At 47.9% G+C, this 20,499-nt stretch carries 12 protein-coding genes; 1 reads left to right on the top strand and 11 read right to left on the bottom strand.

Annotated features, from left to right (window positions below):
- Positions 1-233: 233 nt before the first annotated feature.
- Positions 234-3,563, top strand: a complete 3,330-nt coding sequence (gene secA, locus ACYVI9_RS06780; RefSeq protein WP_460762407.1) for a preprotein translocase subunit SecA — start codon at positions 234-236, stop codon at positions 3,561-3,563.
- Between the two features lie 83 nt (positions 3,564-3,646).
- Here the strand turns inward: secA and ACYVI9_RS06775 are convergent, their stop codons facing one another.
- From ACYVI9_RS06775 to ACYVI9_RS06725, 11 genes are all read right to left on the bottom strand, one after another.
- Positions 3,647-5,665, bottom strand: a complete 2,019-nt coding sequence (locus ACYVI9_RS06775; protein ID WP_460762404.1) for a glycoside hydrolase domain-containing protein — start codon at positions 5,663-5,665, stop codon at positions 3,647-3,649.
- Positions 5,666-5,674: 9 nt separating this feature from the next.
- Positions 5,675-8,344: an alpha-L-rhamnosidase gene (locus ACYVI9_RS06770; protein ID WP_460762401.1), complete on the bottom strand. Its 2,670-nt coding sequence runs from the start codon at positions 8,342-8,344 to the stop codon at positions 5,675-5,677.
- 23 nt (positions 8,345-8,367) lie between these two features.
- The gene (locus ACYVI9_RS06765; RefSeq protein ID WP_460762398.1) at positions 8,368-10,017 is read right to left on the bottom strand and encodes a hypothetical protein; all 1,650 of its coding nucleotides are present in this window, start codon (positions 10,015-10,017) and stop codon (positions 8,368-8,370) included.
- A 12-nt stretch (positions 10,018-10,029) separates the two neighbouring features.
- Positions 10,030-10,917 (bottom strand): alpha/beta hydrolase, encoded by an 888-nt coding sequence (locus tag ACYVI9_RS06760; protein WP_460762395.1) that lies wholly within the window; start codon positions 10,915-10,917, stop codon positions 10,030-10,032.
- Between the two features lie 107 nt (positions 10,918-11,024).
- On the bottom strand, positions 11,025-14,540 hold the full coding sequence (locus ACYVI9_RS06755) for a hypothetical protein (protein WP_460762393.1): 3,516 nt from the start codon (positions 14,538-14,540) through the stop codon (positions 11,025-11,027).
- Between the two features lie 42 nt (positions 14,541-14,582).
- Positions 14,583-15,125, bottom strand: a complete 543-nt coding sequence (locus tag ACYVI9_RS06750; RefSeq protein WP_460762390.1) for a hypothetical protein — start codon at positions 15,123-15,125, stop codon at positions 14,583-14,585.
- A 102-nt stretch (positions 15,126-15,227) separates the two neighbouring features.
- A complete protein-coding gene (locus ACYVI9_RS06745) occupies positions 15,228-16,001 on the bottom strand; it encodes a succinate dehydrogenase/fumarate reductase iron-sulfur subunit (RefSeq protein ID WP_460762387.1) in 774 nt (257 codons plus the stop codon).
- Positions 16,002-16,024: 23 nt separating this feature from the next.
- The gene (locus ACYVI9_RS06740; RefSeq protein WP_460762385.1) at positions 16,025-16,999 is read right to left on the bottom strand and encodes a glycosyl transferase family 90; all 975 of its coding nucleotides are present in this window, start codon (positions 16,997-16,999) and stop codon (positions 16,025-16,027) included.
- A 57-nt stretch (positions 17,000-17,056) separates the two neighbouring features.
- Positions 17,057-19,033: a fumarate reductase/succinate dehydrogenase flavoprotein subunit gene (locus ACYVI9_RS06735; RefSeq protein ID WP_460762382.1), complete on the bottom strand. Its 1,977-nt coding sequence runs from the start codon at positions 19,031-19,033 to the stop codon at positions 17,057-17,059.
- A 54-nt stretch (positions 19,034-19,087) separates the two neighbouring features.
- Positions 19,088-19,783 (bottom strand): succinate dehydrogenase cytochrome b subunit, encoded by a 696-nt coding sequence (locus tag ACYVI9_RS06730; RefSeq protein WP_460762380.1) that lies wholly within the window; start codon positions 19,781-19,783, stop codon positions 19,088-19,090.
- A gap of 107 nt (positions 19,784-19,890) precedes the next feature.
- Positions 19,891-20,454: a hypothetical protein gene (locus ACYVI9_RS06725; RefSeq protein ID WP_460762377.1), complete on the bottom strand. Its 564-nt coding sequence runs from the start codon at positions 20,452-20,454 to the stop codon at positions 19,891-19,893.
- Positions 20,455-20,499 lie beyond the last annotated feature (45 nt).

Genomic DNA, 20,499 nt, shown 5'->3' with positions numbered 1-20,499 from the left:
AAAGTTTTGATAACAATTCCTTAATATTAGCATTGTCGGGCCATCCGGCGACCCGACCCGGAAAGCAGCCGGCCTATGATTCCACAGTACCGGAAACGTAGCCGGTTCCCCCCCAATCTGTGCGGGTTAATTCCGTATCTTTGCACCCCTGTCAAAATGTCTGTAAATAAGCATAGCATTGTTTTTGAAGCGCTTAATCGTTCATTTGAAAAAATTTAATTAAAATATTATTCATGTTTGGTTTTTTATCTAAGGTTTTTGGTGGTAGTAAGTCTGAAAAGGATACCAAAAAATTGCTTCCTGTTGTAGAAAAAGTTAATAAATACTTCGAAGAATATCAGTCACTCAGCAACGATCAGTTAAGAGGTAAAACGGCAGAATTTAAAGAACGTATCGCGGCCCACCTTCAAAAAATCGACGAAGAAATAGAAGCCCTGAACCAACAGGCCGAAACCCTTTCCCATGAGGCATTGCTGGAAAAAGATGAAATTTATAAAAAAGTAGATGACCTTAAAAAAGACCGCAACAAAGAAATTGAAAAGGCGCTGGAAGAAATTATGCCGGAAGCCTTTGCGGTAGTCAAAGAAACTGCCCGGCGGTTTAAAGAGAACGAAAATATTATTTCCCGCGCTACGGATCTGGATCGTGACCTGAGCGTTAAAGCTGATTATATCTCTGTGGACGGCGATAACGCCATTTACAAGAACAGCTGGACTGCTGCCGGCGGCACGGTCACCTGGAATATGTTGCATTACGATGTTCAGCTGATAGGCGGCTCTGTACTTCACAGCGGTAAGATTGCCGAGATGGCTACAGGTGAAGGTAAAACCCTGGTTTCGACGCTCCCGGCTTACCTGAATGCACTCGCCGGTCAGGGCGTTCATATCGTAACTGTCAATGACTATCTGGCACGTCGGGACCAGGAATGGAACGGCCCCATCTTTGAATGGCTGGGATTGCGGGTGGATTGCATTGATAAACACCAGCCCAACAGTGCTGCCCGGCGGAACGCTTATCTTGCCGATATCACTTACGGCACCAATAATGAATTCGGTTTTGACTACCTGCGGGACAATATGGTTCATGCTGCCGATGAAATGGTACAACGCAAACACCATTTCGCAATGGTGGATGAGGTGGATAGTGTATTAATCGATGATGCGCGGACACCGCTGATCATCAGCGGTCCGGTAGAAAAAGGAGACGATCAGCAATACCATATACTCAAACCCAGGGTACAGCAGCTTTTTCAGGAGCAGGAAAAAATTGCCCGCCACGCCCTTAACGAAGCGAAGCGGCTGATCGACAAAGGTGAAGATGATCCCAAATCAGGCGGTCTGCATTTATATCGCGCTTTCCGGGGCCTGCCTAAATACAGCCCACTGATTAAATACCTGAGTGAACCGGGGATCAAAGTCAAGCTCCAGAAAGCAGAACATTATTACCTGCAGGAACAGGAACGCAATATGAAAATTGTTGATGAGGAGCTATTGTTCCGCATTGACGAAAAGAATAATTCAGTGGACCTGACGGAGAAGGGGCTGCTGGCCATTACCAAATCCGGAGAAGATCCTGATTTTTTCGTCCTGCCGGATATTGGTGTTCAGCTGGCTGAAATCGAAAAAAGTGAAGTTGTCGCTGAAGAAAAATTGAAACAGAAGGAGCAGGTACTCAATGAATATTCTCAAAAAGCAGACCGTATCCACTCCGTACAGCAATTACTGAAGGCTTTTGCATTGTTTGAAAAAGACGATGAATACGTAGTGATCGACGGTGCCATAAAAATCGTTGACGAACAGACCGGTCGTATTATGGAAGGACGTCGGTATAGCGACGGACTACATCAGGCGTTGGAGGCCAAGGAGAATGTCAAAATTGAAGCAGCCACCCAGACCTATGCCACCGTTACCCTGCAGAACTATTTCAGGATGTATCACAAACTGGCAGGTATGACCGGTACCGCTGAAACCGAAGCCGGAGAACTCTGGAGCATCTATAAACTGGACGTGGTAACCATACCCACCAACCTGCCGATTATCAGAGACGATCGCCAGGACCTGGTTTACAAAACCAAAAGGGAAAAATACAAATCGGTTATTGACGAAATTGAAGCCCTCCGCAATGCGGGACGTCCCATTCTTGTAGGTACCACTTCGGTGGAAATCAGTGAGCTGCTGAGCCGGATGCTGCAGCAGAAAAAGATTCCACACAATGTACTAAACGCCAAACAGCATGCGCGTGAAGCCAGTATTGTTGCTGAAGCAGGACTGGCAGGCGCTGTAACCATCGCGACCAATATGGCCGGACGGGGTACGGATATCAAACTGGGTCCGGGTGTAAAGGATGCCGGAGGTTTGGCTATCATAGGAACTGAACGACATGAAAGTCGCCGGGTAGACCGTCAGTTAAGAGGTCGTGCCGGACGTCAGGGAGACCCCGGAAGTTCACAATTCTATGTTTCTTTGGAGGATGATCTGATGCGAATGTTCGGGAGTGAACGCATTGCCGGCATGATGGATAAGCTGGGCTATAAGGAAGGAGATGTGATACAGCATAGCATGATCAGCAACAGCATCCAACGGGCACAGAAAAAAGTAGAAGAGAACAATTTCGGTATCCGTAAAAGACTGCTGGAATACGATGATGTAATGAATAAGCAGCGGAATGCCATTTATGAGAAAAGGAATCATGCCTTGTTCGGTGAACGGTTGTCACTGGATATCGATAACGCCTTTTCCATTGTAGCAGAAAGCCTGACCACTTCCTTTAAAGAGCAGGAAGATTACGAAGGCTTCAAACTTGCCTGTATCGTAAATTTCGGCATGGACACTTCTATTACCCAGGAAGAATTTGCAGGCAGGGATGCCTTAAAACTTGCTGATAAATTATATGAAGAAGCTACCCGGAAATACAACGAACATGTGATGCGGGTCACCTCTGACGCATTACCGGTATTTAAAAATATCCGGGAAACCCAAGGTCAGCATATCGAGAACGTAATCGTGCCTTTTACTGATGGCCGAAAAGCTATCAATGTTCTGGCACCATTGGATAAAACGATCAGTACAGAAGGTAAAGCGTTGGCACAGTCGATGGAGAAGTCAATTACCCTGGCAGTAATTGACGATACCTGGAAAGAACATTTGCGGGCCATGGATGATCTGAAGCAAAGTGTGCAGACCGCCTACCTGGAACAGAAAGATCCGCTGGTCATCTATAAAGTGGAAGCCTTCCAGTTGTTCAATGGAATGACCACCAACCTCAACAAGGACATCATTGGATTTTTGACCCAGGCTTCACTGCCGGTGCAGGAGCAGCAGGGCGCATCCATTAAAGAAGGCCGTCAACAAAAGACTGATCTTAGTAAAATGCGGGCCAACAAGGACGAAATCGATGCCGCTGGTGATGATTATGCTGCCAACGAGAAAGATTATTACGATCCATCCGGCGAACCCGCTGTAAAACAGGAACCGGTTCGGGTAGGACCTAAGGTTGGTCGAAATGATCCCTGTCCCTGTGGCAGCGGAAAAAAATACAAACATTGTCACGGTAGATCTGAGTAATACTCAAATTGATTCAACTATGAACCCCCTTCAATCACCGAAGGGGGTTTATTTTTTCAATAAGACTTATCGCCCTTCTTACTTTATGGCATATTAGCCGGAAGGGAACTGATCCAGGGCTGCTGCCGGCCGAATTCCCGGTTCGGGCTTGCGGCGGCTTCAATGATTAACTGTCCCCCCTGCTGGATCTCCTGATGGGTCAGCCAATTACGGCGTAATGGTTGGCCATTCAATGTCGCAGAACCGATATAGGGCCTACCCTCTCCAAAATGCCGCACTTCGATCCGAAACGGCTTGTCACCCGTCTGCCATTCCAGTTCCCGGAACAACGGAACATGCAGATAGTAGACAGGCTGGCCCACACAGGCCGGAGACAGGCCTGTCGCGGCCCAAACGTACCAAGCCGACATAGCGCCTCCGTCATCATCCATCGTGCGGGGATAAGCCCGGGGTTGATTCTGGTAAACCCGACCAAAAACGGCGTCAATACCTCGGGAATTGTCATTAAAATACAATTGGGCCACACTGTCGTGTGCATATCGGTGGATTATCTCCTGGGAATGCCAGGGCTCAGGACTTCCGGAAAACATATACGGCGCCTGGATATCTGTTTCATTGGTTGCATTATAGTAATTGTCATCAAAAAAATTTCTTAACTGACTGATATAATCTTCGACACCACCACAAGCTTCCATCAGCCCTTTCAAATCATAGGGTACCAGCCAGCGATATTGCCAGATGGTTCCCTGATACATACCACGCGCGCCAAGCCGGTCCACATCTTTGCGGCTGAGATCTTTGAAATCCTTGTCCCAATAACGACGCCAGCCCGCCGCCTGCTGATAATACTGACGGGCCAGGGCACTGTCGCCGAGTATTTCAAAAATATTGGCTATAGCCCAACTGTCGTAACAGGATTCCAGGGCCTGATCCGGCTTCTCAAAAGCCAGTCCCCGGGCTTCCCGGAGCAATGGTTCCTTAATTGCGGCAAAATCCACCTGATAGCCTTTCCGATAAGCATCCAGCAACACAACCGCAGCATGTTCAGTTCTGACGGTATTGGAGGGCTCGTTGTCTGTCGCCCAGTTTTTTTTCCCCCGTTTATACAAATCGACCAGGGAATGAATAATATGCTGATACTGGCTGGGATACAGCAGCGACAGGAGTGGCAACTGGGTCTTATAATTATCCCAGATTGTCCAGCCACTATAGCGCGGGACTGAACTTGCTTCTGTAATCAGAAATGGCGATTGTAATACACGGTAAAGCAGGGAATACAACAATGCGCGCTCATCGGTGTCACCGTTTGCGTTTAAACCATAAAGCAGGCGATCCCAATCCCGGCCACCCTGGGGCGCCAGTCTTTCGGGGAGCCCCCCCTGCAGCGCTTCCACTGCCTTTGCCACGGATTGCGCGGAAAAAGCGATTCTTATCTGAATGGTCCTGGCTTGGGAACGCACCAGGACCTGATGCTCCTTATAGGTCGAAATTTCAACGGGTTGGTTAAAACCAATTGCGTAATAAAGTATATAGGTCCCGTTATTGCAGGTCGTACCCGAACTGATTTCTCCGGAAATCTGTCCAGGGCTAATTTCATGGGTCTCTGCCCGAAATGCATTTGCCAGGGTATGCGCGAGATCTATGACAAACCCGTTCGCTGCCTGTGGGAATCGGTAGGTCTCCAGGCCATATTTATCGTTCGCCAGCATTTGGACCGAAAGCCCATTGGTAAACTGAATGGCGTAGGCTCCAGGGCGACCGCTCTCTGCTTTCTTATATAATGGCTGTGGTCCCGGATCAGATCCCAAAAAAGGCCGGATCAGTATATTGCCACCACTGCCCATACAGCCCACGCCCTCAAAACGGGTATGGGTGAAGCCGTATACTTTTTTTGCATAATGCTCATAGCCGGTATGCCCGTGAGGTTCAGTTTGCGGCAAAATGCTCATCATCCCAAAAGGTCCGCCGGCAGCGGGTGACAGCTGTCCATGATCACCTGAGCTTCCCAGAAATACATTCACCTGACTCCGCTGTCCTGCGGCCAGGAAGGGCATGCTGACTGCCAATAATAATTCATAAAAATGTATCCTGATATATTGCATTTCAGTCGCTTATTGAATTGTAAAAATATGCCTGCCTGCCGATAAGAGCAGCGGTTGATCTGAGGCGAGGTGACGACCCTGCTGATCGGTCACAAGCCCCTGCTGACCGGCAAAATCCACGGTAGCCGTACTGTTCGGAGGGATGACTGCTTCGTAAGTTATTTTCCGGCCTTTGCGTTTCCAGGAAGAGACAATGTTTCCGTAGGGGCCCCGGTGCGAAGCCGTGAAATACTGCAGGTCTTTAGGGAAATGTGGTTGCAGCCGGATATGTTTAAAGCCGGGCGCCTTTTCGTCCGTTCGGATGCCTCCGATACCTTTGAAAAACCAGCCGCCGATTTCCCCAAACATCATATGGTTATCAGATATGTCTCGGGTGGCTTTAAGATCCCAGTTCTCCAGCAGGGTCGTTGCTCCGTTTACGATCCACCAGCCCCAGGACGGATAACTGTCCTGCACGGCTACTTTGTAAGCTGTTTCCGGATAGCCGTTATCGTTGAGTGCATTCAATAACGCTTTTGCACCGAGTACGCCCACATCAAGATGGAAGTCAGTGGATTTAACCCGCTCATTGAGTTGCGCTGCTACTTGCGCAATCAGGTGTTCCGGAACAATTTTCCAGTGCAGTGCCATGCTTAGTTCTGTCTGGGTGCCGCTGCCATATATTCCTTTATCCGTATGGAGATACTTGCTGTTGATGGCTGATTTAATTTTTCGCCTTAAAGCATCATAATGTTCGAAGTCTGCGGTTTTGCCGAGCAATTGGGCCGTCCGCGCCAGAATATCCGCATCCACATAAAAGTAGATAGATGACGTCAGCTCCAGATTGGAAGTAGTCTTTACCGGAACCCAGTCACCACGACCGAAACTGGTCAACCCTTCCGGGCTGATCCGGTCGACATAATCAACATAGGCTTTGATCGATGTATAATTATCTTTCAGCGGGCGCAAGTCGCCATAAAACAGGTAGAGTTCCCAGGGAATTATGGCAATCGTACTCGTCCAGTCGAGCCCGTTGGCCGTCCCATAACCCCAGCCACCGGTAGGAATGATATCGGGCAATACCCCATTGGGTTGCTGTTCGTCCCTGTGGTCACGGAGCCATTTTTCATAAACAGTAATACCATCGAAATTGTAGAGCCCGGTTTCTATCGCCAGATGTCCATCGCCGGTCCAGCCGTTCTTCTCCCGCTGTGGACAATCCGTAGGGTAACCCATCAAATTGGACAAATAAGAATAATTGGAAGCTTTCCAGAGTTTATTGATCAATGGAGATGAACTTTCGATACTGCCCACGGGCTCCACATCGCTATGCACAAAAAAGGATCGTACCTGGTCCCTGGACCAGGACATAGGAATGGAGCTGACGATTTCTACATAACGAAAACCCTTGTAGTTAAAACGTGCCGTAAATTCATCCTGGCGGCCGCTTAATATCAGGATATCCGTTTGAAAAGGGTCCAGGGTTTTATCCCCCCGAAAATACACGTCGATATTGGACAGGTCCAGCCGGCCATCGGCATGAAGGCGCTCGCCTTGTCGTATTTTAAGTCTAGTCCCGGCAGGGCCTTTAACACTGACGCGGGTCACCCCACTCATGTTCTGGCCCATATCAAAAACCCAAATGCTGTCATTGATTCGGTTAACTGCAACCGCATCAAAAGCCTGCACCTGGCGAATGGGTACCATCTGTTGAGAAGTAATTTCAGGAGCGGGCGCCTGCCGGTAACGAACACCTTCCCACTTGCTGTCATCAAATCCCGGCAGATTCCATCCGTACATCTCTTTTCGGGCGTCATATTGTTCTCCGGTATATATACTATTGGCTATTAAGGGACCTGCAGCGGTCTTCCAGTCCCGCTCGGAGCGGATGACCTGGGTCGTACCGTCCATATATCGGATCCGCAGGTCCATACAGAAAGTCGGGCGGGCCCGCCAGGGTGCTTTATGAAAATCCCAAACTGCCAGCGACTGATGATTGTACCAGCCATTTCCCAGGAGGACCCCTACCGCATTGCCGCCCTGCTGTAGGGCACTACCCACATCAAAACTCAGGTAGCTCACCCTTTTGTCGTAATTGGTATAGACCGGGTCCAGCACATGATTCCCGATTTTTCTGCCATTGATTGAAAGTTCAACCAACCCGGCCGCTGCAATATAAGCCCGGGCGGAGGCAATTTTTTTTTCAATTGAAAACTCTTTTCTAAAATAGGGAGCAGGGCGATATGCTATATCTTGATGATCACTGATCCATGCGCCTTGCCAATTATGGCGACCCAACATTCCGGTTTCAAAACGGGCAACTGCAGATTGCAGGTGACGGGCGGTACCATCAGTTACACGTACCGTCCAGAAATAAGTAGTAAACGGTCGCAAGGCCGGACCGGCATACGCCACCAATTGCCTGGACGCATCATTGCTTTCATAGGTCCAGGTGTCGGCCTGGCCTCCAGCAATTGCCGCGGAATCCGTACCCAGTAACAACCGGTAACGCTGCGGTTGAAATGCAGCCTGGTCCGTGGCTATTTGCCAGCTAAAACGTGGATGGGGTTGATCAATACCCAGCGGCCGGGTTAAATGTTCTGTTTGTAACCCCAGGATACCGGCTGTCTGTGCGCCGATTGGACTATGTCCGATTAGCAATCCGAAAATAAGTAGTTGTTTAAATTTTCTGGTTGTCAAGATATCGTTTTTTGAGTTAAGGTTCAGCGTAATGGCTGTTTGTTGTTTAACAACAAATGCATACTGTCAGATTCCGGCAGGATTCTGAACAGGCTGCCATTCGTTTTGAAAAATCCTTTTTGCAAATTTACCGTATAAGAATGATTATTAAAAGAAGCCGCTATTGACCGGGGATGTACAGACAGGAATGGCAGGGTCACTTCTCTGCCCTGCTCCATATTAATATACCAGGCAAGCGCCGGTGCGGCTTTCACGGATATTTGAATGCCCTGCTCTGAAAACTCAAATTCCAGGGAACCATTTCTATCAGTCAGCGGGCAACTGATGCGCAGCAGGCCAGATTGACGATCATCGACTACCGGTTTACCGGTATTCAGCCGGATCTCCTGGCCGTTACTATTCAACATAAACCAGCCGCCAGCGTAGCTTCCTTTCCGACTCCAGATATAACCATCCATTACCGGCAGGGTTTGGAATACACATTCATTGGATGCTACCGGAGTTTCCAGATAATCGGAAGCCATTGTCTCATCAAACATATGTATATCCCGGAATCGAAGACTGCCCTGATCCCAGAGCAAGTTGGCCCGATAGAATCGGCTGTTATACCAGACGGTTCGCTTATCACTGCCGGGCATATCTTCCAACGCGGAGAATGCAGTAGGTGGCGTCACCTCAAACTGCTCTTTAAACCATTGGCCGGAAGTAGCCAGGGTTTCTACCCGTATCTTACCCTGATCCCTTAGCTGCTCCAGCAAGGGAAACTGTATCCGGAGCCCTGCGGCCATCGCCGCCCAGGTAAATGAGTTTTCCTGACCAGCCTGTGTATAATTAAATGCCATTGAAGGACCGTTAAGCCACTGATCCAGGTACCAGCGAACCCAGTCAGCATTACCTCCTGCCTTGGGATATACCGGCTCCAGCGTAATGACACCCTGCCTTGACTGTTCCAGCGCATCATCGTACTGATGGATAGGATCACTGCCCAACATTCTGAAAATCGGCACCGGTATCTGTCCCTCCCGCGTCTGCGCCGGCATATAGGCATTAACGCTACTGGGATAATAAGCCTGATTCCAATAACCGCCCCATAAGGTATATCCATCGGTGCCGAATTGATCCTTGCAATTGGCTGAAGCAACGATATGATACTTTTCATACATGTAGGCTAAGCTATGGGCATCGATGAACCAGGAGGCTACCGAACGGGGATAATATCCAAAAATCTTTTTAAACTCCGCCATGTAAACATCAATCAAAACTTCCCTTTGTTTGGGTGTGTAACCGGTTGAAAAACCGACGTCTGCATGCCAGTCCCAGGGGAAACGGCCCCGCCAGGCAATGCCCGCCTTTTCAACCAAAGGCTGAGGTAATTCCCACCAGGCACCAATTTCAAAGCTATCCCGGGGAAGCGCTTTAAGGAGCTGTTGGTAGCGGGGTTCGATCAGCGCATCATACTGCAGTAAGAAACTTCCGCCCAGATGATGCTTCCGCATCAGATCTATCTGACGAACCACGGTCTCATACAGGACATCCCTCGTAATCCGATCCGGCTCCCTGGGTTCCACAGCCCGGATAAAATTGATGATATTGACGATGCGCGGTGGCTGTGCATTTGCAGAGAGGCAACTGATCTGACTGAGACCAAACAAGATGATGGTTTTACAGGTCATATCTTGGATGCATTACTTTTTCCAGGATTCAGAAAGCAACCATTTAAAACAGGGCTCAGTCCACTGAACAGCCATGTCCTTTAAATGATCCACACCAAAACCGTGACCTCCCCTGGCGTAAAAAAATGTCTGTACCGGAACTCGGTGCTGACGCAGCGCCGCCTCAAAGTACAGCGTATTCTGCACGATTACTACATCATCATCAATGGCAGATACGAGGAAGGTTGGAGGTGTCTCACTGGTCACCTGCAACTCATTGGAGTATTCTTGGATGCGCTCGGGCGTAATTTCCGGACCGATCAGGTTCTTACGCGATTGAATATGGGTCAGGCTGTCCGCAAAGCTTACGACGGGATAAACTGCGATCAAAAAATCCGGCCGAAGGCTGGTATTCTTGGGATTCTCCAACGCTGTGTTGCCAAAATGTGTGGCAACCGTCGTAACCAGATGCCCTCCTGCGGAAAATCCCATGATACCTAGCTTTGAGGGATTGATTTTAAAATCCGAGGCGTGTTCTCTGAGATAAAGTATGGCTTTCTGTGCATCGGTAAGCGGCACGAGCTCTTTATGTTCCATACGTGCTGCCTTGGGCAACCGGTAATCCAGTAAAAATGCAGTAATACCGGCCTCATTCAATTTTTTACAGGCAGGAATACCCTCCCAATCATTGGCCCTTCCCCCATAGGAACCGCCAGAACAGACGATTACTGCAATATCCGTCTTTGGCGTCGAGGGCCGGTACACAGTGAGTTTGGGCACTTCCGTACCGGTTTTGGCAAATCGTATTTTGCCCGTGGGATACAGTTCAATGATTTCCTGTGCCCTCACTGCGCCGAAACTGAAGAAAACTAATTGTACCAGTAGTAACATCAGATAATGTCTAAAATGGCATCGAAGCATAAACTCAATTTTTCAAAAAGGCAAATAAATAAAGGTGGAAGTTAGGACAACTGCCCCGGATATCCCAGCAATTTTGAAAGCGATATCGATAACTGCAACGTTCAGTATTAAAATAAAGCCGTAAGCGTCGCCCGACCAGTATGCACTGTACGTGTGCCGGCAGGCTTTCGGCCATCGTACTGAAAGTTCAATTCCAGGTTCTTCAGTAGTCTTTTCGTGAGCATAATATTCCATAAATAATTCCCCCCCGGTTGCAATCCATTCAACATCACATAGCTGATGGTGGTCAGCGCGGATTCTTCATCAGCCCGATAATGCAAACCTTCATAGGTGAACCTGCCGGTTAGCGAAGCGCTTTCCAGGATATTATACTTGGTCTCCGCAGTGAGGGCATGCGCACGAAGTTGCTGTCCGCCATATACTACCGCATTAGCCTTTTGTTCATACTTATAGGAACCGGTGAGCCTGAACTTCGTCCCCTGGATAAAGGATATGGCGGGCGCTACACTTCTTTCTCTGATCTCATAGTTTTGGTTTTCAAACTGATTGTCTGCAGTGAACAGGTTATTCTGACCGGCACTACCGGTAATATGGATTGAAATCGATCCCGAAAGAAAATGACGGTATTTCAACGACCATTTGCGTTGCTGCCGGGTTTCGTATCCGTAGGTCAGCAATGCCTTACTGTTGTTATTCAGATTGCTAAGATCCAGCCCCCACCGGGTGCTGTGCCGGTTAAATGACAGCGTATTGGCAATGACAGTACTGGAAGTAATCAGACTGGTATCATTGATATTGCCAAACGGATTCCATTCAAAAAGGCCGTCAGCCAATGCTTTTCTGGTAATTTGAAGGGAACTGATCAGATTAAAGCGGGCTATAAAACTTTCCTGTCGGGGATCACCATTTTTCCAAAACTGGCGGGGATCAAAATTCAGGCTGTAATTCAAAGTCGTATAATTGGCCTTGACGTATTGATTGGTAGGTGTAAATATCCGTATGAAAGTAGCCTGATCCGCAAAAACAGCCAGTTCAAACTCATTGAGTTGCTGTACGCCATCTTCATTATAATCAATCCAGGTATATTGTCCTGTTCCTGCCGGCACTTCCAGGTAAGCATAGGCTCTTTTTTGTTCCTGTCCAGCCCCGGCTTCATACAGAACGTTTCCTGTAAGTGCACCATTCCACTCATTCATTGTGTACTCCGCACGGGTCAGTATTGCCCGGTCTTGTTGTTGTCCGCTATACTGCGGATCGTAGACTTTCAGTTGCCGGAATGTGGTATTCAGATAAAATTGCCTTTTGGCACTGGACAGAAGTTCCATTTGCAGGTTCAGGTTATAACTGCGGTCACCGCGAACGAGTTCATGTTTGCCTGGGTATTTATCAGATCGGGTGTAAAAACTTATGCCATATTTGTTTTTCGTACGGTTTCCGGAATTCAGATAAGCGGTATAGGTATCAAATGAAAAAGCAGTTGGCAGCAGGGTATCAGATTGATGCGCACGACTTATATTTTCCTCCAGCGTATATTTAGCACCCAGGCGCCAGTTGCCGAGCCAGGGCAGGGTTTTACTTACATCCAGGATCGGTCGAAAAAAATGTCCCCGGTAAGTCGCTGTTTGATAACGGGTCAGCATTAACTGGTTATTAAACTGCCAGAATTTCCAGTCGGAATGCTGGGTAAGTTGCTGTTGAAGGCCGCGATAGTCGTCACTACGACGATAGTGAGTTAACTGATAAGCCAGCTGGTTGCCGGAAGCTGAACGCAGGGTGGCAGCTCCCCGAAGGATGTTTTCTGTGGCAGCGCCAGGGAGAAGCGGCAGACCCCAGTCCCTGGAAAATTCCACATCCCGCAATCTTTCCACCGGCTCGAACCTGTCCTGTACCCATTCATAATCCAACGAGGAAATCAGTTCCAGCCTGTTTTTCCCGCGTAATTGCCGGGAATCAGTAAGATTTATTTTAGCGGCATACCCCTTATCATCACCGTCATTATGCCGCGACAAGGTATTTACATCCAGACTGCTGGCCGCAAACTCAGTTTTTAGAACCGTGTGAGAACCAAAGCTATAATCGGCGCCCAGACTGAGAAGCTGCTGTCTTCGGGGTGCGATGAGCAGTTGCACCGGCTCAAAATTTCCCTGGGGCTTTCCATCTATCGGTGGTATATAAATAAAGACTTTGCCATTGGCATTGGTATTATCGGCTATATAGTTACCCTTACCGGCACCAACTTCCGTAAAACTAAGACTGTATTGGGCGCGCTCCGGATCGGTGGAATAGCGGTAAAAAGAATCCACCAACTGGCCCTCCAAACTGTCATAGACCCTCTCATAAAGAATTTTTCCCGCAGCAAAGGAATCCAGGCTTACCGCAGGATAATAGGCCTGACCAACGCTGTCACCGATCTGTGACAGCAATTGCTTCTGCCGGTTATCCAATACCTGATTAATGGAAGAGTTGCGGGCGTCACTATTACTGAAATACCCTATTCGTAAGCGCAGTTTGTCACTAAAATTAAGGTCCTGGCTGACAAACAGATTGGTGTTTAGATAATTTCGGTCAGCATATTCAAATTCCACCTGGATCCTGCTGTCTTTGGTTATCATTCGTCTGGGTGTAAAGCTGAGTTCAGCAGTATTATAGTCAATGACGTAATCCTGATCTTCACCCCGCTGTAGCAGCTCCCCGTCAATAAAGACCCGTTCAGTATTGGCTAAAACGATAAAAAACAATTCATTATTAGCACCTGTCAGCCGGTAAGGCCCCTGATTGCCTTCCAGCCCCTGAAATACATTACGGGTAAACTTCCCCTTGGCAATCGAACCACTGACCAGGGTGGTACTCTGCGTTTGTTTTGAAAGCTGTTGGCGGGTTTCAAAGGAGATACCCTGCAAACGTTTGTAAAAACTGAGAAAATGACTCCGGTCTTCCCGCAGATCCATATCACCCACATTCAACTGCCAGTTCTTCTTCTTAAAACGAATATAGACTTCGTCAAATTCGTTGAGATATTGTGTATTCCCTTCCGGTTGAATCGGCACATTATTATCGGTAATGGCTGCCTGCAGTTCAATACTGTCCGCCAACATGCCGCTCAGTTGAATATTCAGGTTCGACTGAAGAACCATATCCTGATTATTACCAAATCCCACCTGTCGGCCAAAGCTACCCTGGGCATTGATATTTCCAAAATTAAAAAGGCTGCGATTGTCCGCACGCTGATCTGCAGGTGGGGGTATCGGAGCGGCACTGTAGCGTAACAGGCTGTCAAAGCTGCGATTCTGAGCGGTTGGATTTAATTTGAAGGGAAAAACCCGATACCTGACAATTACCAACGAATCCTGGGGAGGAAGTTTCCAGAACAATGCGGCATGCAGGTAGTCGATTTGATAACTCATGGTATCCAAAGCCGGTATATAAAAACTGCCGGGAACGATACTGACACTGTCCAATATGTATAGTTTTCCCGGCGTCACCGGAATGACTTTCTGCCTCAGATTACCGGCATAGCTTTCCGTCGGAGTCTGTGCACCCGCTTCCGAATTAAGGCGGAGAACAATAAGGAATACAGATATGATCTGGAAGCAACGCAAATGCCGGATTTTGTATTGTCGCAAAAATCGGTGATTTTGGGCAGAGCTATCCCAGCTTATTGCACATCACCTGGGCAAAGTACGTTGAATTTCTATCCCGTGGTCCTCCGCAAACGGAAGGGCGGCCTGTTTCAATGCCCGTAAGCGGACTTCCAGGCGCGGGCCATTCCGCTCAAATATGCGGACGACCTGACTGTCAATCTGCATTTGGGGTCGGCCGGCATCGATCAGTCTGGCAACGTATTTATAATCCTTTTCGAAAACCTGCTCTCCCAATTCCAGTACCAGTCGACAGGCTTTTATTAATTCCCGGGTATCGGAGCGGGGACGCACCTGTTTCAGGTCCCGCAGCGCTTCCTGAACGGGCACTACCAGGTCGTAATGAAGGTATTCTGCCGCTGAGACCCGTGCCCTATGGTCTTCTTTGAATACGATCAGTCGTTCCTGGACTTTTAAATCCTGCAATTGACTGAAATAAGCGGGTGTGAAATTTACGGTAACCAGCTCTATCTGCATCAGGGTTCTGCGCATTAACTTTCGGGGAGCCGGTCGGTGACAAGCCGTAATATGGAACAGGAAAATGCTTAAAAAAAGGGTGCTTTTTTTCATAGGTTTCCAGAATATATATCAACTCAGCAGCCCGGCGCATCGCGGCAGGAACAGAACGCCATCGCTGAATGGCGCGGAACAGAAACGGCGCCGGTTTCCTGATTAGTCCTTATCTACTGACATGGAAGCCGAGGCGAAATCCCGGTTCAGTCGCGCGATATTGGTTATCTTAATCTCTTTGGGACACACCGCTTCGCAAGCACCGGTATTGGTGCAACTACCGAATCCTTCTTTGTCCATCTGAGCAACCATGTCCAGTGCCCTTTGCTTTCTTTCTGCCTGTCCTTGTGGCAACAAAGCCAGATGAGAAGTCTTCGCAGATAAAAATAACAGGGCAGATGAATTCTTACAGGCAGCCACACAGGCTCCACAACCGATGCAGGCAGCAGCCGCAAAGGCTTTATCTGCATCATCTTTCGGCACGGGAAGCGCATTGCCATCCACATTGATGGCATTGCCGGTATTTACAGATATGTAGCCTCCGGCCTGAATAATACGGTCAAAAGCACTACGGTCAACAATTAAATCCTTCACCACCGGAAATGAATTCGCCCGCCAGGGCTCCACTACGATGGTATCCCCGTCTTTGAAAGCCCGCATATGCAATTGACAGGTAGTGGTGCCGTGCCAGGGACCATGAGGACGGCCATTGATATACATGGAACACATACCACAAATCCCTTCCCTGCAGTCATGATCAAAAGCTATGGGCTCTTTGCCTTCATGTACCAATTGCTCGTTCAGCACATCAAACATCTCCAGAAAGGACATTTCAGAGGAAATATCCTTTACTTTATAAGTCTCGAAGCTGCCCTTCGTGGCCGAATTTTTTTGTTTCCACACTTTTAAAGTGAGGTTCATATTATAATGTTCCATAGTCTGTCAAATAATATTTTAATTTACGCCTCAGTGTTAATTATATCCCCTGACAACTGTCCGGTTGCAATGAAATATTTCCGGAGCACCATCAGCGCTATCATATCTTCCCGCTTCCGATCTCGAAACTGGTTCACATAGCGATTCGCACTCTTTACGATGCGGGCGGCAGCCTGGGGGTTTGACCGATAGTACTGCAATTTATCCTCCAGGTCCTCAAAATCCTGCCGGATGCAAATATAATGCTCATCCGGTTGAAGCCGGCCTTCCATAAACCAGGTCTCATAACTGGGTAGGGGCATCACCGCGATGCTATTAGAAGACATTACCCATTTTAAATTCGTAGCCACGTCATTGCCTTCCAGGCAAAGAATGAATTTGTTTCGAAGTTGTGCTTCTATCGACATCGGCGGTTTGATCCATTCATTGTTACCTCCGGATGTATTCACCTGGCCCAGATCACATAGCGGATGATCAAAGTACTTTTCGTAAAATGCAATCCGGTGTGGTTGCGTGATTACCCCCCTGCCTATTAACCGATCATTTTTCTTCTCAAAATCCAAGTCATCCTCCACAAACTTAAAATGACGGGCGCGGTTGAGATTCAGTAATATCGAATTTTCATTTCCTGCTCTCACCGGTCTGCTTTTCACCAAAGTCGGCTGTTCAGGAACAAAAGTGATATCACCGAACAGATGATGCAGCCGTAGATTCCTGTCAAAAAAGCGCAGGTAACGAATCAGATCAAAAAAATACGCAGAAGGCTTCATAGGCCTGTTGTACTGCGCAATGCTCAAAGAACTAGTCAAATCCGGTTTCAGGTGCAAATCCGGCATTTTGTTATAATAATTCACCCGGTCATACAAATCAGCACGGTCTGCAGCGGACCAGCGATCTAACGCTTTAGGAAAACTTTTTCTGAATCCAAGGTTTCCTGCAATCAGGTTGTAGTATCCCTGTAAATAATAAAAAAGCTTATTGGTCTGCTGAATATGCATTGATTAAGTCGCAGGTGCATGAATCCGTTGCCTCAGGGGCAGCCGACGCATCCGTCCTTACTTATAGTTTCTTTGGGTCGGTTTGATCAGCTCATACTCCAAAGGCTCCTTATGCATCTCCCAATTCTCTCCCTGCTGATATTCCCAGGCTGATACATGTAAAAACGCTTCATCCTGACGAAGCGCTTCCCCCTCCGGTGTCTGACTCTCCTCGCGAAAATGTCCGCCACAACTCTCCCGACGTTCCAACGCATCTTTACACATCAGTTCACCCAGTTCCAGAAAATCAGCGACCCTATTGGCCTTATCGAGTTCCGGGTTCATTTCATGGATGCCACCTGGTATCCGCACATGTTTCCAGAAATCTCTGCGCAATTCCTGGATCTCAGCAATAGCTTCCTGCAGCCCCTTCTCGTTACGGGCCATACCGCATTTCTCCCACATGATCTTGCCGAGACGCTTGTGAAAACTTTCCACTGACTGGGTCCCCTTTATATTCATCAACTGCTGAATCCTGGCATTAACAGCCGCTTCAGCTTCCACAAATGATTTATCCGAAACAGGTATCGGCGCTACGCCAATTTCGTCTGCCAGATAATTATTGATGGTATAAGGTACTACAAAATAGCCATCGGCCAGTCCCTGCATCAGCGCGGAGGCGCCCAGTCGGTTGGCTCCATGATCGCTGAAATTGCATTCACCCAGTGCATAGAGTCCCTTCACTGAAGTCATCAGTTCATAATCCACCCAGAGACCGCCCATGGTATAATGGACCGCCGGATAAATCCGCATTGGCACTTCGTAAGGATTTTCGCCGGTAATTTTTTCATACATGTCAAACAGGTTGCCGTACTGTTCTTTTACGACTTCCTTTCCCAGTCGTTCCAGGGTGGCCTCATCCGGGTTTTGAATACCATGTTTATTGGCTTCAGCGCGGCCATATTTGTTCAACAGGTTGTACCGGAAATCGAGGTATACCGCCTGACGGGTGGTACCCACTCCATAACCGGCATCACAACGCTCTTTAGCTGCCCGGCTGGCAACATCCCGGGGAACAAGGTTCCCGAAAGCCGGATAGCGACGTTCCAAATAATAATCTCTTTCTTCTTCCGGTATATCATTGGCCTTACGGGTATCATTCTGCTTTTTAGGCACCCAAATCCGGCCGTCATTTCTTAGGGATTCCGACATCAGGGTGAGCTTGCTCTGGTGATCTCCGGAGACCGGAATACAGGTGGGGTGAATTTGTGTAAAACAGGGGTTTGCAAAATATGCCCCTTTTTTATGTGCTTTCCAGGCGGCTGTTACATTACTGCCCATGGCGTTGGTCGACAGATAAAATACATTACCATATCCACCGGAGGCCAGCACCACTGCATGTCCAAAATAACGCTCCAATTGTCCTGTTATCAGATTTCTGGCGATAATTCCGCGGGCCTTGCCGTCGATAATAACGACATCCAGCATTTCATGCCGATTGTACATTTGTACATTACCCAGTGCTACCTGACGTTCCAGTGCCTGATAGGCGCCGATGAGTAATTGCTGACCCGTCTGACCGGCAGCGTAAAAAGTCCTTTTTACCTGCACCCCGCCAAAGGAGCGGTTGTTGAGCGTACCACCGTATTCCCGCGCGAAAGGAACACCCTGTGCCACACACTGGTCTATAATATTGGCACTTACTTCAGCAAGGCGGTATACATTGGCCTCGCGGGAACGGTAGTCGCCGCCTTTGACCGTATCATAAAATAAACGGAAAACTGAGTCCCCGTCATTTTGATAGTTTTTGGCTGCATTGATCCCACCCTGCGCTGCAATGGAGTGTGCCCGACGGGGAGAATCCTGAAAACAAAAAGCTTTCACCCGGTACCCCTGTTCCCCCAGGGAGGCAGCTGCCGAGGCTCCGGCCAGCCCTGTACCGATCACGATCACTTCAAGTTTACGCTTATTGGCCGGGTTCACGAGTTTGCTGTGCCCCTTGTATTCATTCCATTTTTCTTCCAGCTTTCCGGCAGGTATTTTTGAATCAAGCATATTGTAAAACGTTTCTCGTTGAATTGTTAATATTTGTGTTGTGACCGCAACGCATTATTGAATCCATCCGGCCAGAAAACTGATGGGCATCAGCGCAAATGCCAGACAAATGACAATAGCAAAAGCCCAGCCCAGCCCGGTGAACAGCCGCACGTATCTTTGATTGGTCAGCCCCAGGGTCCGAAATGAACTTTGAAACCCATGAACCAGGTGCCAGAACAGAGAGATGACACCCAGAATATAAATGGTGACAATCAGGTAATGGTATTCAAATTCAGCAAATTTAAATTTCATTTCTGCATAGAGATCATGATAAGATTTCTCATCAATAATTACTTCAGTCAAACCTCCAAACCTGGAAGGAATCCAGAAATCAATCAGGTGAATGATCAGAAAGATCAGGATCAGGGATCCCAGGATACCCATGGACCGGCTGTACCATTTGCTGCCCCGGTTACCCAAACTGATGGCATATCCCTGTTTTCTTTTGCTGCGGTTCTGCACTTCCAGTACCAGTCCCTGAATGATATGAATCAAAAAGAAGACAAACAGGCCGATTTCCAACACCCGCAGGACCCAACTGGCACCCATGAAATGAGCTGCTTTGTTAAACATGACGCCTCCGTCATTTGCCCAGATACAGGCATTCAGCCCGGCATGTACGACCAGAAAGGCCACCAGGAACAGCCCGCTTAACGCCATAACAATCTTTTTTCCAACACTCGAAGTAAAAATTTGGGACCACTTCATATAAGCTAAATCTTGTTTGTGAATGCCACAAAAGTAACACAGAATTATCAAATCCCGTGACAAAAATATGACAAGAAAGTACGGAAACGATTGCGGAACGCTTAGAATCAGGACAATCGGAGGTTCAATTCGGTGTCGATTTTCTTATAAAGATGATAGGGTTTGTATACCCGCCAGTCAACAATTTCCTTGAGTTCTATATACTGGTTCAGGTGCGCTTTTCTGAATTCATACTGGGTGGACGCAGGCATATTCAGACATACGATCCAACCGCCGGCATCGGTAAGATCCTCATGCAGTTCTTCATAATAATCCTTGTCACTGCTATGAAAATTCAGGACGTTTTCAGCGATCAGGATAAATTTACAGACCGATTCAGCCATAAAGACTTCCAGCACATCACGCTTCAAAGTCATGATGTCATTTTCTACCGCATCATTCCATTCTCCGATCAGCTCAAGTATCGCATAGCCCTCTTCGTAATCAGCCATCAGCACTTTCAGGTAGAGATTGCGGCTGCCGAAATAATCCCATTGAGGATGAATATAATAATTATAGATGGTATCGATGTATTCGAATTGAGAATGTTCAATACCATAAAATGGAGAACGTTCATCCTCCTCACTCACATAAATGTGTTGCCAGTTATAGAAAGGCTCCAGTTCGTGCATCTCGCCGGCAAGTTAATACGATTTTCAGGAACTTCAAACAGCCTC

The sequence above is a fragment of the Niabella terrae genome (assembly GCF_054783135.1).
The sequence above is the reverse complement of the archived record's forward strand: the minus strand, read 5'-3'. Positions and strand labels throughout refer to the sequence as shown.

Bases quoted from the DNA above. Each gene is read 5' to 3' on its own strand.
- secA (WP_460762407.1), top strand. From the start codon at position 234: ATGTTTGGTTTTTTATCTAAGGTTTTTGGTGGTAGTAAGTCTGAAAAG.
- ACYVI9_RS06775 (WP_460762404.1), bottom strand. From the start codon at position 5,665: ATGCAATATATCAGGATACATTTTTATGAATTATTATTGGCAGTCAGC.
- ACYVI9_RS06765 (WP_460762398.1), bottom strand. From the start codon at position 10,017: ATGACCTGTAAAACCATCATCTTGTTTGGTCTCAGTCAGATCAGTTGC.
- ACYVI9_RS06760 (WP_460762395.1), bottom strand. From the start codon at position 10,917: ATGCTTCGATGCCATTTTAGACATTATCTGATGTTACTACTGGTACAA.
- ACYVI9_RS06750 (WP_460762390.1), bottom strand. From the start codon at position 15,125: ATGAAAAAAAGCACCCTTTTTTTAAGCATTTTCCTGTTCCATATTACG.
- ACYVI9_RS06745 (WP_460762387.1), bottom strand. From the start codon at position 16,001: ATGGAACATTATAATATGAACCTCACTTTAAAAGTGTGGAAACAAAAA.
- ACYVI9_RS06740 (WP_460762385.1), bottom strand. From the start codon at position 16,999: ATGCATATTCAGCAGACCAATAAGCTTTTTTATTATTTACAGGGATAC.
- ACYVI9_RS06735 (WP_460762382.1), bottom strand. From the start codon at position 19,033: ATGCTTGATTCAAAAATACCTGCCGGAAAGCTGGAAGAAAAATGGAAT.
- ACYVI9_RS06730 (WP_460762380.1), bottom strand. From the start codon at position 19,783: ATGAAGTGGTCCCAAATTTTTACTTCGAGTGTTGGAAAAAAGATTGTT.
- ACYVI9_RS06725 (WP_460762377.1), bottom strand. From the start codon at position 20,454: ATGCACGAACTGGAGCCTTTCTATAACTGGCAACACATTTATGTGAGT.